General features: G+C 58.3%; 11 protein-coding genes. 5 read left to right on the plus strand and 6 right to left on the minus strand.

The genetic code is table 11. The annotated features are described in order from the left end of the window. Positions 1–173: 173 nt before the first annotated feature. Complete coding sequence (locus EN845_RS20195; RefSeq protein ID WP_127872271.1) at positions 174–668, minus strand: very short patch repair endonuclease; 495 nt, start codon at positions 666–668, stop codon at positions 174–176. Here EN845_RS20195 and EN845_RS20200 point away from each other — a divergent pair. The 5 genes from EN845_RS20200 (at position 570) to EN845_RS20220 (ending at position 6919) form a co-directional block, all read left to right on the plus strand. Continuing rightward, on the plus strand, positions 570–2279 hold the full coding sequence (locus EN845_RS20200; RefSeq protein WP_167531488.1) for a DNA cytosine methyltransferase: 1710 nt from the start codon (positions 570–572) through the stop codon (positions 2277–2279). The two genes, EN845_RS20195 and EN845_RS20200, sit on opposite strands and share 99 nt — an antisense overlap. A 43-nt stretch (positions 2280–2322) precedes the next feature. After that, positions 2323–3171: a hypothetical protein gene (locus EN845_RS20205; RefSeq protein ID WP_127872269.1), complete on the plus strand. Its 849-nt coding sequence runs from the start codon at positions 2323–2325 to the stop codon at positions 3169–3171. 113 nt (positions 3172–3284) lie between these two features. Further along, positions 3285–4106 carry a hypothetical protein gene (locus EN845_RS20210; RefSeq protein WP_127872268.1) on the plus strand — a complete coding sequence of 274 codons (822 nt, stop codon included), beginning with the start codon at positions 3285–3287 and terminating at the stop codon, positions 4104–4106. 408 nt (positions 4107–4514) lie between these two features. Next, positions 4515–6632 carry a radical SAM protein gene (locus tag EN845_RS20215; RefSeq protein ID WP_127872267.1) on the plus strand — a complete coding sequence of 706 codons (2118 nt, stop codon included), beginning with the start codon at positions 4515–4517 and terminating at the stop codon, positions 6630–6632. A 23-nt stretch (positions 6633–6655) separates the two neighbouring features. Continuing rightward, positions 6656–6919 (plus strand): hypothetical protein, encoded by a 264-nt coding sequence (locus tag EN845_RS20220; RefSeq protein WP_127872266.1) that lies wholly within the window; start codon positions 6656–6658, stop codon positions 6917–6919. A gap of 385 nt (positions 6920–7304) precedes the next feature. On the opposite strand, the gene EN845_RS20225 is transcribed toward EN845_RS20220, so the two are convergent. From EN845_RS20225 to EN845_RS20245, 5 genes are all read right to left on the minus strand, one after another. Beyond that, positions 7305–7865, minus strand: a complete 561-nt coding sequence (locus EN845_RS20225; protein WP_127872265.1) for a hypothetical protein — start codon at positions 7863–7865, stop codon at positions 7305–7307. A gap of 179 nt (positions 7866–8044) precedes the next feature. Further along, the gene (locus EN845_RS20230) at positions 8045–9850 is read right to left on the minus strand and encodes an AIPR family protein (RefSeq protein ID WP_127872264.1); all 1806 of its coding nucleotides are present in this window, start codon (positions 9848–9850) and stop codon (positions 8045–8047) included. A gap of 1 nt (position 9851) precedes the next feature. Further along, positions 9852–10856 (minus strand): PD-(D/E)XK motif protein, encoded by a 1005-nt coding sequence (locus tag EN845_RS20235; protein ID WP_127872263.1) that lies wholly within the window; start codon positions 10854–10856, stop codon positions 9852–9854. After that, positions 10840–13701 carry a Z1 domain-containing protein gene (locus EN845_RS20240; RefSeq protein WP_127872262.1) on the minus strand — a complete coding sequence of 954 codons (2862 nt, stop codon included), beginning with the start codon at positions 13699–13701 and terminating at the stop codon, positions 10840–10842. Before EN845_RS20240 ends, EN845_RS20235 begins: the two co-directional genes overlap by 17 nt. Continuing rightward, the gene (locus EN845_RS20245; protein WP_127872261.1) at positions 13698–15200 is read right to left on the minus strand and encodes an ATP-binding protein; all 1503 of its coding nucleotides are present in this window, start codon (positions 15198–15200) and stop codon (positions 13698–13700) included. The genes EN845_RS20240 and EN845_RS20245 overlap by 4 nt, the downstream gene beginning before the upstream one ends.

Consider the following 15200-nt stretch of genomic DNA (forward strand, 5'->3'; position numbering starts at 1 on the left):
ATCAGATTTTGAGACTTATTGCTCAGGCAGATAAGCGGAGCCGGTTTTGCCTTTTGTACCGCCTGTTCGTTTGTAGCTCCGACTGATAAGGTCCGCCCAGGTGACTGCCTTCAAACTCTTTGGACTTCAGCGATGTCGGTTGGCGGGGCGTAATTGCTAATGTTGGGTGCAGGTCACGTGCGATCTCGCGATGTCGTGTTCGTACACTTCTCGAGAAGGTCCATTTCACCAATTTCGGCCAAGGCACCTCCGGAGCGCAGCCAGACGTCGAGAAGTTTGGTCGCCTTTGCAACCTGATCGGGTCTGCGCAATGCGCACTCCCAGATCGTCGCGACGCGCCATCCACCATCAAGAAGCGCTGAACGGACAAAGCCGTCTCGTTTGACGTTTGACTCGAACTTGGACTGCCAGAATTCGGGGCGCGTTGCCGGGGTCGTGGTGTAGCGGCATCCCAAGTGGCGATGCCAGAAGCATCCATGTACGAAGATGGCGGCCCTGAATCTGGGGAAGATCAAGTCCGGCCGCCCAGGTATCCCTTTTGAGTGAAGTCGATACCGGAAACCGCACGAATGCAGCGCTCGGCGAAGCGCCAGCTCTGGCTTCGTGTCCTTGCCCCTGATCCCGGCCATCATCCGGGAGCGGGTCTGTTTGTCCACGATATCTGTCACGGCGTCCTGGCGTTCACTTCCGCAATTGATATACACGGTTCAAACAGAATTCATCAGGAGCCTGATTTGCCTGCCACTTTCGGCGTTGTTGATCTCTTTGCCGGTCCGGGCGGGTTGGGCGAAGGCTTTGCCTCTTTCGTCGAGAATGGCCATGCGCCATTTCACATCGGCATCTCGGTCGAGAAGGAGACATCCGCACATCGTACTCTGACGTTGCGTGCATTTCTGCGGGAATATCGAGCGCGATACCACACCTTGCCGAAGGAATTCGTCGAATTCCACGCGGGACTTATCCCGGAACCGGATTGGACCGCCGTGGACACGGACGCTTGGAGTATGGCTAGTGCAGAGGCGCGCCGCCTGGAACTGGGGACCGGCGCCGCCGCCGCGGCGCTTGAAGACGCGATCAGGAAGGTGCGGAGCGAATCCGACGACACCATCCTGATCGGTGGGCCACCCTGTCAGGCGTACTCTCTCGTCGGCCGAGCACGGGCAAAGGGGAAGCGCGGCTACGTCCCCGAAAACGACGAACGGCACTATCTCTTTCGAGAATACATTCGCGTCCTCGACCGGCTGAGGCCTGCCGCTTTCGTGATGGAGAACGTCAAGGGGATGCTCTCTTCGACGGTCGAAAGCCGCTTGGTATTCGAGTTGCTGATGGAGGATTTGTCTTCGCTGGGCACCCAGAACGGTCATCTCTATGAGCTGCGCGCAATCCGGGTCGAGGACGGAAAGGTCAGCTTCGCAGAAGCGCGGCAACCATCAGACTTCATTGTGCAGGCCGAGGAGTTCGGCGTCCCGCAGAAGCGGCACCGTGTGATCATAGTCGGCCTCCGGTCGGATCTCGTTGCGGGAGTGACGCAAGCGACCGTCGACACTCCGGAAACGATACGCACGGTGGACGAGGTCATCGGCGATCTTCCTGCACTGCGCAGTGGCCTTAGTCGTGCAAGCGACAGTGCAGAGGTGTGGCGCGGTGCGGTCACCGATGCTGCGAGCTTTCTGGCCGATATTCATTGCGGGGAGAGCGATGGCGAGCTCCGCGAAACCTTCACCGATCTCGCGCAGCGCTTGCGCAATGCACCGCCTTCCGAGCGCTCGTCATCTGCCTTGCCGGATAGCTACGGGAATTCGAATGACGATCTCATGCGTTGGCTCGAGCGTCCCGAGCTTCGCGCCGTAGCCCAGCACGAAACCCGCGGGCATATGACCTCCGACCTCGGGCGCTACATGTTCGCAGCGGTGTTCGGAAAAGTGCGGGGCTGCAGCCCCAAGGCCACAGATTTTCCGCAGGCACTCAGTCCGGACCACCGCAATTGGCATACCGGAGCGTTCGCCGACCGTTTCCGCGTGCAGCTCGCGCATGAGCCTTCGACGACCGTGACCAGCCACATCTCGAAGGACGGTCACTATTTCATTCATCCAGATCCAGGCCAATGCCGCAGCCTGACCGTACGCGAGGCTGCGAGGCTGCAGACATTTCCCGACGACTATCTTTTCTTGGGCAACCGAACCCAGCAGTATGTTCAGGTCGGCAACGCGGTGCCCCCATTCCTCGCAAGGCAGATCGCGCGTCTGCTCCAAGCGTCACTGAATGGCTCCGGCAGCTAATGGTGAAGCCTGACACGCGGTAGGAATGTGCCAGGCTAGCAGCATGAAAGACGTAGCCCGTGAGTTTCTGGAACGGCTGGGGGCTGAAGAAGCCAGCCTTAGGGTGTCGCTTGAGCGCGACAATGCCGGGATTGGCATGCTCACGGCCATCAAGGAGTTCGATTACTACTATTACAACTACTCCCGGAAGGAGCAGACGGAAGCGACCGACGTTCACATGCACCTGCTGCAGATGGGTCTTCCGAAAGTGATTACCGCGGTGCTGTCGGCGGTTCCGTGCTTCATCTATCCGGTGGTGACTTTCAGAAGTGACGAGACCCTGATCCTTGCCGCGCTCGATCTTGTTGGCGGCTACGGCTTCATCGAACAGGGACGGCGCCTCGCGCACGCAGCGATGGCAGGGGAGTGCGGGATCGAGCGCTTCAGCGAGCGTCAGTATGACATTGTCATGCCCAACACGGTATACAACATGGAGCAGCACGAAGCGCACGTAGAACGGCACTACATGCGGCAGCACCGCAAGCGCACCGATGTGATGGTCCAAGAGACCTTTGGCGGGGTGATGGACGAGATCAACGGCTTGCTCCGCGACAATGTCTACGTGTTCGGAGAGAAGTTCATCGGATACGACGCTCACCCTGATCTGGATGATTTCTTTTTTGGACAGGCAAGTCTCGAGATTCAGAACCAAGAGGGATTCGACACCTTCAACTGGCGACTGGAGTTCGGTGGTGTGACCATGCAGAAGTACACACTAGCCGTGACGTACTTCCTGTCGCTTGCTCTCAAGCACGAGAAGTTTGCCGAGACGCTCATAGAAAAAGCGCCGCATATCCGTCTGCGGGACATTCTGACCATCACGAGACCCGGCAGGAATTCGAGGACCATCTGATCGATGCGCTCAACAAATATGGCCCCTCATACGAAGGATACGAGCTCCTGACCCGCGAGGAAGCACGTATTATTCTGCGGGTACTATCCCTGCGGCGTGACAATCTGGCGATCATGTCGCCAACCATGGCGCCGATACCATTTCTGATTGAATATTCGGACAGCGCTTGGGTTACATCCGTCGCCTCGGTTCTGACCGGCGCCTATTCCTTCCTGCTGAACTCCTTACGGCACTGCTTCCCGGCCGACTACGATAGGAATCAGCAGACGCGTGAACGGTCGATGCAGAGGGCACTGCGCCGCTTCCTTGATGAGTATCTTCCGGGACTGGTCCTGGTGGACAATGTTGGCGTTACACGAAATGGAAGACGGGTCACGGATATCGACTTTGCCGCGGTCGACCCGGAGGATGGGGTGGTTGTGCTTTTCCAGCTTAAACATCAGGATCCATACGGTGGTGACATGCGGCGGCGGTCAAACCGGGCCAAGCGTCTTCGCGCTGAAGTGGCACACTGGCTGGGAGCCACGCGGACGTGGCTTGCAGAAGAACCCGGAGCCCTCCGTCGAGCGCTGCGTCTAGGCAGCGGCGTGAAACGTGGGCAGGTACATCTCGTAGTGATCGCAAAGCACTTCGCGCATTTTCTGTCGACGGCCGACCTACGCGACGATGCTGCGTATGCAACCTGGGTGCAGCTGCTTGATGCACTCAACCGCCAGCGGAGCGGGGGAGGACCGCAGTCCCTGCGGGGCCTGTTCGATATATTGCAGCGCTTCATGTCGCATAAGATGGCAAGCGGATACGCCTATGACCTGCAGGACAGCTATCACTTGCCAGGTCTTTCCTACCGCATCCGTCCTGCCGCGTCGGACGAGATCATCACGCCCTCTGGAGATAAGAGCGCCAGTGCAGTTCCCGGGGGTAACGGAGCGGCCTAGCCGAACATCCCGAGTTTCTTTGCGTTTTCGACCAAGCAGTGCGTCCACTATCGCGATCCGGACACGGACCAAGGCTGCCGAGCAGCAAAGCGCCGCATCTCGGTCATTGCGCTGGCCACGTCCGCATCCTGCATTTGGCCATCGTTGATGACCTCGCTTGAGGCCGCTTTCATCCAAGAAGCATACCAGCCAATGGCGTGGTCGCATCGTTTACTTCAACTGGAATGGTATTCCGTATGAAGCCAAGGAGTTCTCGGCCCCTCGCCGGCATACAGAAATAATCGTTAAGTACCGTTGACAATTTAGTCAAGGCATGGGACATTAACAATTTACAGGAAAAGTCCTGAGGTAACGCCGACTAAGAGTACATGTTTTCGACCATATAAGCTCTAGTCACGGGTCGTTTATATGAATATTGGTCTCGTTTTTCCGCCGCCATTTGACCTAACGCAGCCGTACTTAAGCTTGCCTATGTTGGCGAGCTTTTTGAGACGTCGCGGAAATAATGTTGTTGTGCGCGATCTGAACGTCGCCTTTTACAACCATGTCCTCAGTAAGTCCTATCTCCTCAAGGCGCATCAAGCCGCTCTCGATATCGCGAAGCGAGGGGATATCTTAGACTCAGATCCGGAATGGCAGAACCTACTTAGTCGTGCGCTGACACTCGGTCCGTTTATTGCAAACGAGATTGACAACGCCAAAGCTGAACTGCGCGACCAGATTGCTTTCTTTGACCCCAAGCGCTACGCGCGAAACTTCCGACTTATCCATCGGGGCTGCGACATGCTCTCAGCTGTTTTTCCGCCGTCCCGAATCACTCCAGTTTCTTTCAGGGTGGGTTGTGAACCGGAGTCGATCTCTGATCTCCTTGAGTTGGCCAAATCTGACAAAAGCAACCCCTTCGCAGCGGTGTTCGCGGAGCACCTCGTCCCTGAATTGGTTGGACAGCAACTCGATGTGATAGGCGTCTCCGTCGTCTACTCTCATCAAATTATCCCTGCACTCACGCTCGCACGCGTCCTTAAGGCGGCTGCCCCACTTCTTCCAGTTATTGTCGGAGGCGAAGTCTTCTCAAAGATGGTGCGATTGCCGGAGGTCCGGATGACTCAATTGTTCGAGTTCATCGACGGGATCGTTCTCGATGACGGTCGAACCCCGCTTCTCGCATTGTGCGAGGGAGCGCCACTCGATGAAATCCCCGGAGTTATTACGAGAGGCGCTTCGAAACCAATTTCGAAGATGCCTCTACCGCTCGAAAGCATCGATTCGTTTGGCACGCCCGATTTTGGCGACTTACCGATGAAGGAGTATTTCGCGCCACCAAAAGTTATGCCCCTTCTAAGCGGGAAAGGTTGCCAATATGCTCAGTGCCTTTTCTGCTCGGAGTCGTTTACAAAGGACTATGCGCCTCAGTCAATAGAGCTCGTAATCAAAGCAATCGAGACGTTGGTTCACGAGCACGGTGCGACTTGTATTACTTTCGCAGACGTCGACATTCCGCCCGACCGCTTGTCGGCGCTGGCTGATCTTCTGATCCAGCGACGGATTGAAGTGACATGGTCGTGTTACGCTCGACTTACCCGGCGAATGGATCTTCAGCTTTGCACAAAGCTGGCCCGTGCTGGCTGCCGACGTATCCACTTTGGCTTCGAGAGCGCAAGCCAACGCATTTTGAAACTCATGCGGAAGGGAACGCAGATTTCTGTGGTGCCAGGTATCCTAGATGCATGCTGGGCGGCTGGAATTTCGCCTCATCTCTTTAGCTTCGTCGGTTTCCCGGGAGAGACACGCGAAGAGGCGACTTTGACGGCGGATTTCTTTGTCGCCCATCACCAGACCATTGGGTCTTTCAATATTGGCGCCTTCGCGTTGCTGACTTTTGCGGAGATGTACGCCAAGGCGGATTCGTTCGGTTTGAAATCGACGCGGACACGCGCCCCTGAGGGAGACGCTTTCGATCATCCGTATCGCGTTCGCGGCGGCATGGACATAGACGAGGTTAAATCGCTTGCGACGGAACTCACGCAGTTTACTTATGAGCGCATTACCAAGGCTGGTGGCCCGTTCCAGCTGTATCCCGGCAACTACGTTTGTCGAGAAGGCGTTCCGCCGTGGAACAGCCACGCGCTCGCATATCTAAGTCACCATGGTCCGTCGTTTAATTCGCTTCGTGGCCGCGCAGTTGAGCTTCCGTCGGGCAATCCCGACATCCCGATCAAAACAGATTTTGTGGAGCTCGAGTCAGAGGCTAACGGAAGCACACTGATCTACAATCCCAGCAATGGGAAACTTCTCACTCTGAAGCCACGACTTCTTTGGCTGCTTGAATGCTGTAACGGAACGAATTCTCTCGAAGAAATTTTGGAGCGCGCATCGCGGCATGGCATAGCAAACAACCATGCCATCCGGGCACTGAACCAGGCCGCCCGCGAAGACCTCGTGACGTTTCCGCCACCAAAAAGTGATGACTCAGAATGTGTTGGTGACAATGCCTTTGAACGACGAAATCCTGGTTCGTTGATGTAACTCATTACCAAAGGAGGAAAGTGATGAGCGAAATAGCAAGATGCTTCATGTGTGAGACGGATGAAGGAAAGCCGCATCCCGTATCAGGTAAGCCGCTCGAAAAGTTTGTCGCGAACAATCATGGCACGTCGCACATCTGCTTCGAGTGCTTAACCCGATGTGCAGCAATCATGGCCGCCGATGAGTTGCCTGCGTCAGGCGAAGACCTCTCTATTCAGGGCGTGCATGAGCCCCGGGTTTACGCTGAAGAATACATTCCTCCAAAAACGAGTCGGGCGGCTTCATAACACGCGCAGATGATCAACCTCGAGGCTCGGCTCGGCCAAGCAATTTGATCTCCGCCCAAGAGGTCTTCTTGCAAGCTAGCCCGGCTCCCCACCTTGTGGGGTCGGGCTGTTTCTTTCAGGGAGTAAAGTCCGGCGGCAGCTGTTTGTTTGTCAGCGGTCGGCCCACTAGCCAGCGAGACGGCCTACGCGGTCATGCCAGGTTCATTCCTGACGATCCGCTTATGGTGTTGCTTTGAGCCATGGAAGGTCCGCTTCAACCAACTGCCTCCCGATATAAGGCAGTCCGTTGCCTGCTCGTCGCGGTCATCCTGGATGACTTGCTACCGATCCCGCTATCGAGCTAAGGAGGCTATTGTCTTCGGGTATCAAGTGTCGAGTCTCTACGTCAGCGGATACCGTCCAGCCAATTGGTAATATGGTCTTGTATTCTCTCAATGTCGGTTGCCAGCCGGGAAGTTCCCGTTGCCCGCGCAAGAAGGTAATCCAGAGCATTCAGTTCAGATCTTGCGAGATTTGCGTCCCTGCGGCCGAGCTTTTCGAGCGCGGAACGGGATTTGGGGGATAGCCATCGTCGAGTTTCCGCCTCCATGCGCAGCCGATCGACGGAAATGCGAAGAGTGCTCAGCGACGATGCCGGGCCGATCGCCTGGGGTGCAGGCAATTGCGTGTCGGACAGCAAATCCGCGACGTCCCATTCGGTCTCTTCGTAGGCGAAGCTGACATTGTTTGTCGGCTCGAAGAACCCGACAGCCGTTTCGCCCTGTACCTGAATGAAGTATTCCTCGGCACTCACTTCGGCGTCCAGCTCCAGCCGGGACAGATCGTCTGGAGACGAGTCGTGTATCGCAGGAATGGCACCTGAAGAAAGCCCCTTGCTTTCGGTCCGTGCGGCTTTCGGACCCACACTGAAAGTCTTGCGCAAGAGCAACAGCAGGTGCCTGATCATGGATGACAGGCCAATGTCAAACGGGGATCAACGGGCTCCCCCAACGAGCAGCCTTCCCAGACGTTCAGCATTGGGGCGGTCACTCCGCCGGTGCAACGCCTCGGGCCTTCCAGTGCCGCTCGATCTTGGAGTCCCGCGAAATTGCGGAGTGGATCTGTCCTTCGCACCGCGGCCTGCACCTATGCACCGCGCAGCTCTTGAACATGCCCCCGTGGTGCCGGAAAGTCGGCTGCTCTTACCTTGTTCCAGGTTTCGGCGCGCTTTGCTACTTCCGAGAACTGCTGTCCAGGCGCGATCCGATTGAACTCGGAGTTCACGACAACGGCCCAGTCCCACAGCAGATCCCGCAGGCCGGCAGAAATCCCCTGCCTGAGCCACACCTGCTCGAGGTCGAGCCTGTCCCCGAGCCGGTCCGACATGACCGCAACAACGTATGTGGCGATGTTGACCCAACCCTGTCGGAATACCTCCTTCGCGTCCTTTGTCTTGATCATGCTCTCGATGGCCTTGAAGAGAATGACCTTGGCGATCATCGCACGGTACCAGCGCACATCAAGCGGGCTCGGAACGATCGTGGAGTCTTCGTCCAGCGCGGCCATGAACGCGGCGAAGTTCTTTTCGCCGGCCATCGCCACCTGGTTCGGCTTGCCGCGCCATGCCTCATGAAACTTGGCGATGTCGTTCTTCGTCAGCTTGCGTTTCGGCGAAACCGTTTCCTTCAGCTTGCGACGACGAGCAGGAGTTGTTCCTTCGCGCAGCAGCATCACGTTGTATGCCCCGGCAGCGCGCTCGTAGAACCACCGCGTGGCACCGTCAGGACACCAAGTCTCGTTTGCCAGTTTCTCGAGCTGGACATGGAACGGGCGGTTCGCAGACAGGTCGGACATCTTCACGGCGTTCTGGCTGTTCGCATAGCGCGAGACGTTGCTGATCAGCCGCTCTCTTGCCTCGTCTTGGGAACCCTTGAGAATGATGACCTTCGCGGGCACCATCACGTGGCTCAGATCAATGGTGCGATCGTCCCGGGAGACGAAGTAGATCGTCGAGGTGGTCTGACCGCCGTTGACGATCTGCAGACCCTTGAGGAAGGAAAGGCCGATATTGCCATCGTCGGATCGTTCAAACGCAGCCTCATCGCAGACGAGGACGAGACCGTTGTTGAACGCAAGGAAGTGCTCAGGTTCCGTTTTGAGTGTCTCCACGATGCCCTTGTTGACGGTCTTTTTCGAGCCGAGAAATGTCCGCACGTTGGCTTCGAGCAGGCGAGATCCGAAGCGCAGGTAGAGGTCCCGAATGAGCTGCCCCGGAATGGCGGTCAAGGCGTACTCGTAATCCGCATCAGGGTCTGGGACGTGGACGCAAGGCAGCGGGCGTCCAATCGTTTGAACAAGGCTGAGAGCAAGTTCATCTCGCGGCTTGCCCTCGGTGTGGCGGAACAGCCGTTCCATATCCATGGCTTCTACAGCCACCATCTTCTGATGAACTTCCTTGTTCGAGAACCGCTTGGTCTTGGTACGGCCGTCGGTGATCACGAAGACTCGAAGTCGGTCGATATCCGCCCAGCGAGATCGAATTGTCGCCACAAGGTCTCGAACGGGATGCGTGGGATCTATCCGTGTTTCCAGGTTGCCGCCCGCGGCACGGAAGAGGAATCGTACGCCTTCACTGGCGGTCGCAGCCGCATCCGAGTCTCGCAGATCGTTCAGTTCTTCGGCGCCGAAGTAATGCGTGACGAACAGATCCAACGCCGTTTCATCGGGACTGAGTGCGTAGCCCGTGATGCGAAGCCTTGCGTTACCAACCTGGCCATTCCAATGGCAGACCGTCGGAGTCTCGCAGATACCCGCCTCCGCGACATGCTCCATGACCATTTCCGCAAAGATCAGCTCCTCGGAAGGAAACTGTCCCTCGCCGGCTTCGACCCGCTCGGCGATGATTGTCTGCATGTCGGAGCGGAAATTACGGTGAAAATCTTCAAGGCTCATTTCAATTCAGTCCAAATGCCTTCAGTAGCTCCGGGAGCCCTGTCGAAGGGACCCCAAGGGCGTCGAGATCGAGAACGTAAGTGGCTGAGCGCACGGCGGCCGGCAGCGCGGAACGGACAAGACGTGGCATTTCGCCTTCCGAGAGGAACACTCTGGCCTCCTTGAGCGTGAGTGGACGCCCATAGAGCTGCGCATGCTCGTCGAGGAATCCCATTACCATCAGAAGTGCTTCGAACGCGCGATGAACACCAACTTTCGTGAACCTTGCACGCAGATCCGCAACCAGGTCGACGAGCGATGTGCCGTCTGTGTTTTCTTCGAATCGAAGTGCAGAAAGGAAGATCGGTGACCGGTCACCGTCAAGCTGCTCGATACTGTTGATGCGCGCGAGGAAGGCCCCCGCCCGCGTCGTACTCTTCACTTCGATGGCGCCTCCACGAACATGAAAGTCCTGCGCCGCCCGCAATGGTCCTTGCCAGCAGTCAAGAGCGCCCACTCCAAGCGGAGAATCCACAAGCAGCCGAAGCAAACATAGTTCGCCCATCAGGCCGACCTGCGCATCGGGCGACAAAGGGCGGTGTTTGCGCGCCATGAAGTCTTGCCACTCCCTGACCCTCTCAAGGAATGCATCCATCACGTCACGCTGTGCTGCCGAGACTGCCGCCTCCAGCGCACGAAGCACATCGACGGCCATGATTGCAAAGATGTCCGACGATCCCTCGGCTCGACGGACGAGGGCGATGGCCGTTCGTCCGGCGAAGACTTTCTGTCCTTCGATGCAGACAACATCGAATCCTTTGCCCTCGGGCAGACGCGCCGGACTGACGGGCCATGATCCCGGAAATGAAACGATAAGTGCCTCCCGACCTGCGGGAAAATGGCAACCCGCTTCGACCGAGACTTCGTCCATTCCCGTCAGGTGAACGAAACGCCAGTCTTCGCCTGCCTCCTGGTGGACGAGAGCTCGCCATGCCCGGATGAGCCCTTCCTCAGTCCACCCAGTCATTGAGGCCTCCCCACAGGACGCTGTTGGCAACGTAGCTCGCGTTCGAGACCCTGCGTTCAGAAGTGCTTCCCGGGAAGCTGATCGCCCATGCGACAACCGGGTCGGCGTCTGCAAGCGTTTCACCAGCTTCCGCCGGATCAAGCAGGTAAAGCATCAGCAGACCCCGATCGCGGCGATGCGGGACTCCGGCGTCCTTGACCCCCTCTCCCAGGATTCGGCGGATCTGCGGGCCACGAGGTTCCGATGGAGGGTCTCTGCCTTCGTTGCGGTCCGTGTCGTTGCGCCAGGTCTTCCGGCTGAGCTCAAGGGCAGCCGTCCATTCCGTCTCCGTAAGATCGATGGCCTGGTCGCGAGGCGAGATCAGCGTCTTGATGGAATAACGGTCGGAGTGCTCGGTCGTGCGCTTGCGCTGGAGCATGTTGACGGAGCAACCGCCGACGCTCCGATGCTTGTCATCTGGACCGCTGTCCTTTCCGATCAGGGCCACGGTCCAACGTGTGAGCTCACGGTCCTTGTTCATCTCTTCGATGAAGTCGGCGATCAGCGGACTCATGATACGAAAGCTGGCCGGGTGAGTCCGGTATTCGCGAAGAAAGGAGATCACGCTGAGGGCGGGCACGTCCCTCCAGAGACGGCCGTTCCAACGCTGGCCCTGAGCGAAATGCTGCTGGTTCAGGTCCAGGGAGGGGCCTAGGGCCTTGATGAAGCGATCGGTCGCCCGGAAGTTGGCGGCAATGTCATCCTTGCGATTTGGAAACACGATCGTCTGCAGCAGATCGCCGGAGTAGGTCAGCTGCATCGCGCGCGCGTTGCGCATCTTCGCGCGAGACGTGACAGTCAACACGGAATGAGACTTTACGCGGAGGCCGAACTGCTTCGGGGTCGCGCCAGCCGCGACCATGTTGTCGAACTCCTGACGCAGTTCTTCGGCGGCATCGGCGATGTGACCGAACCACTCCACCATTTCCGTCGAGGTGTAGAGTCGGCAGACGTCAAGGTATCCGTCGCGGTAGCCGAACCAGCGCCCCATCTGCATCAGGGTGTCGTACATGCGGGCAGTTCGCAGAAAATAGCTCGTGCAGAGCCCTTCGAGCGTAAGGCCACGTGCCAACTTGTCACCGCCGATTGCGATGACCTTGAGGCCCGTGCCTTCGTTCTCCGCGTAGTCCAGTGCATCCTTCGCTGTGCCATTGATCTCCCGCACACGAATGTCCGAAAGGATATCGGGCAAGACGGCTCGCACGTCGATCCAGTCGAAGTCGTTGAGAATTTCGCCCTCGACGAGGGCACTGCGGATCCGCTGCATTTCCGGCACGAAAACCGTCTCGTACTCTAGCCCCATAGAGGCTTCGAGAGCGGCAAGGTCGATATCACGCGTGTAGCGCCCTTTCAGATCACGCACGTATTCTGCAACCTGGCTGACCACCACGTTCTGCACAGAGGTGAATCGTGTGACATGGATTAGCATGGAGGAGTGCCTGCTCCCCTGGCCACGCAGCTTGCGAACGGCGCAGGCGTAGACAAAGCAACGGATGGCCTCCGCAAGCGAGTCTGGGATTCGATCTTCCCCCTTCCAGCGCGGACGGTAGCCGTTCTTGTGGCCTTGCGGCATCCAGCTCTGGAAATCATCGTCAGCCAACGGGCGGACCAGCGGCAAGTCATGGGCCGTACTTGAGGCCGAGCCGAAGACCCGCCCAGGCCCGACATAGTTCGAGGGGGCGGCAAGATTGGTTATGAAGGCAGCAGGGAACAGATCTGGCCCATGTTCCTGCGTCTCGCCACGGTCATGGATGAAGATGTTCGCGAAGGGCGTCGCCGTATAGCCGACATAAGCCTTCCGTGAGAAATGATGCAGGACCGACCGGATCAGCCTGTTGATAGTCTTCGGCTGATGCTCCAGATCCGGATTGCCGAACTCGTCCACGACATCCTCGCCGGTGTCTACCGACCCGTGATCGGACTCGTCGTCAATGACGAGCAGAGGCAGGTTGGTAACCAGCTTGTGACCGGTTTCCGGATCCACGTGGTTAACGACGCGATTCCGGATCCAGTGGAGCAGGCGTTCTAGCACCGTCTTGTTCTTCTTGACCACGAATAGCCAAGGCCGCTGCTCCGGGCTGACATTCATCTTGGCCGCAACCGATGTGTTGAAGTCGCCCTTGTCACTGCGATTGGTCGCGGCGTTGGGGCGGACGGATGTGTCGCTGTCGATCAGTCCGACGCCGACTGCCGGCAGCTCGTCAGCATCGGCTATGGTCGCGAAACCCAGAAAGCCCTCGTCGAGTCGGATCTGTGTCTGCGCCCTGAGATTGTTGTGCAGGCCGGCGAGGACGATGATTATCTTGTACCCGGCATCCGCCGCCTTGCAGATCAGGCCAGTGTAGTTTCCGGTCTTGCCCGATTGGACGTGACCGACGACGAGACCGCGCCGATCCCAGGCACCCTCGCGTCTCGGATCCTCGAGTTGGGACAGAACTTCGTCTGTCGCCACATCGAGGGCGTCGAGTGCAGTCCAAGGGATGCGCGTCTCCATGTACTCGGAATAGCGTCGCCAGTAGGTCCAGCCTTTCTTGCGTTCTGCATCGAGCCAAGGAACGTGATCCTCGCCACTGGAGAGGGTTGCATTCTCGCCAACAGTGCGGCTCGAACGGCGGATCAATTCATCCACGAGCGCTTCCCGATCGATCAGATCGAAATCCTCTTCCATCAGGACTGCGAGCTTTTTCAGTTCCTTTTCGATCATCTCCGGCGTGACCGCGCTCTGTGCACGCTCTGCGGCGAGACGGAGCATGTTTTGCGCCATCGATAGTATTGAATCGAATGCCTTTTGATCGGAGACCGTCATTCCGAATCCTTCATTTCAAGAGCAGCAACAAGTTCGAGGTAGCGATCGAATGGCGGGGTGCGACCGAGCCGTTCGCGGGCTTCGTCCGGACTTTGACCGCGGTATCTGACAAGCGCTTCGAACATTGAGGACAGCGTTCCCTGTACCTCGTGTTCGGGGGCACCCGCGAAGCAGGTCCGAGGCGTTTCCTTGTCCTCGGCGGTGTCCAGCCAGATCCGCTGAACAGGAACCGTTTCCTCGATCAGCCGAAGAAGGGCGAGGATGTCCGCCTTGAGCGGGCCCGCGCGATCAAGGATGGAGGCGACAAGATCGTGGTCCCGGGCGATGCGATAGGAGGTGCCTTGGGTCGATCGCCGGACCTGCCATGCTTCGGCTAGCGCGTTCGACCGACCGCTGGAGGCCGATGTGACGTGCCCGCGATGTGCGAAGACCCGCTTGGCAGTGTCCCGCGTCTCCGACGCCAGACGATGAAGTTGGTACCGCAGCCGGACAGGCGGGCTGGCCATGGACTTCAGAACGTTGATCTTCCATTCAGCATCCGCGCTGTTTGGAATGTCCAATCGGATCCGCGCAAGCCGGTGCGCTTCATCCCGGGGCCAAGGTTTGCCACCGTCGCCGAGGCCTAGCCAGCCGCCGGCAAGCAGAAGTCGTCGATTGCGATAGACATAGAACCCTTCCTGCTGGGTCCACCCGTTTGGTCCGGCGGCGGCTTCCTGTTCGGCAGGCTTGAGCATGTCGCGATGCGGTAGCACGTGGCACTGAACGGTCACGCCGGTGGTGTGGAGCAGGCGATAGTCGAGGCTCTCGAGGGCTTTGCCAGGATGTCCCATAAGAAACGGGTCCCATGGCTTCACGACCCGGCCGTTGAGTAGGAGCTTGAATTCGGGCTGTGGGCCATCGATCAATCGATGGAAGGTCATGGCGAGGTGCGCTTCGACACGGTCAGCCAGCTCGATCATGTCATTGGCTGTAAAGCCATGCGTCACGATGCGGTCGAGCGTCTCCCACAGGACGACGGTACCGTGCTCCATTCTATCGAGAGGTTCGAGCAGGTGCTCTGATCCAGGCGCAGGGCCTTCGAAAAGTGGCCATTCGGCGCCGTGTTCCTGGCCCATGAGATCAAGGTCCCAGCGCAGGCAGACAATCGAGCCTCCCTTGCGACGACTGGCAACCGTTAGCCGTCGGGCCTGTGAAAAGCTCGCCGTCTTGAGGCCGAGGCCGAACCGGCCGAGATCGCTGGTGGCGCGATCCCCCCTTGGATCACGCGCGCCAAGCCTCATTCCTGCTTCAAGGGCCGAGTCGTCCATGCCATCGCCGTCATCGACGATCCTCACCCAACTGTCTGCACCTCTCCACTCGAGATGGATGCCGACCTCGGATGCATTTGCCGTGACGGAATTGTCGACCAGATCGGCCAGCGCGGTGGCAGGGACATAGCCCAGCCCCCGAAGGGACTCGAGCATTGAGCCGGCATGTGGTGGAGCGTTGCGGACACCCAT

It is taken from the genome of Mesorhizobium sp. M8A.F.Ca.ET.202.01.1.1 (genome assembly GCF_004791595.1).
Lineage (GTDB): Bacteria > Pseudomonadota > Alphaproteobacteria > Rhizobiales > Rhizobiaceae > Mesorhizobium.

Coding starts and splice junctions, on each gene's coding strand:
- EN845_RS20200 (WP_167531488.1), top strand. CDS start 570: ATGCAGCGCTCGGCGAAGCGCCAGCTCTGGCTTCGTGTCCTTGCCCCT.
- EN845_RS20205 (WP_127872269.1), top strand. CDS start 2,323: ATGAAAGACGTAGCCCGTGAGTTTCTGGAACGGCTGGGGGCTGAAGAA.
- EN845_RS20210 (WP_127872268.1), top strand. CDS start 3,285: ATGTCGCCAACCATGGCGCCGATACCATTTCTGATTGAATATTCGGAC.
- EN845_RS20215 (WP_127872267.1), top strand. CDS start 4,515: ATGAATATTGGTCTCGTTTTTCCGCCGCCATTTGACCTAACGCAGCCG.
- EN845_RS20220 (WP_127872266.1), top strand. CDS start 6,656: ATGAGCGAAATAGCAAGATGCTTCATGTGTGAGACGGATGAAGGAAAG.
- EN845_RS20225 (WP_127872265.1), bottom strand. CDS start 7,865: ATGATCAGGCACCTGCTGTTGCTCTTGCGCAAGACTTTCAGTGTGGGT.
- EN845_RS20230 (WP_127872264.1), bottom strand. CDS start 9,850: ATGAGCCTTGAAGATTTTCACCGTAATTTCCGCTCCGACATGCAGACA.
- EN845_RS20235 (WP_127872263.1), bottom strand. CDS start 10,856: ATGACTGGGTGGACTGAGGAAGGGCTCATCCGGGCATGGCGAGCTCTC.
- EN845_RS20240 (WP_127872262.1), bottom strand. CDS start 13,701: ATGACGGTCTCCGATCAAAAGGCATTCGATTCAATACTATCGATGGCG.
- EN845_RS20245 (WP_127872261.1), bottom strand. CDS start 15,200: ATGGGTGTCCGCAACGCTCCACCACATGCCGGCTCAATGCTCGAGTCC.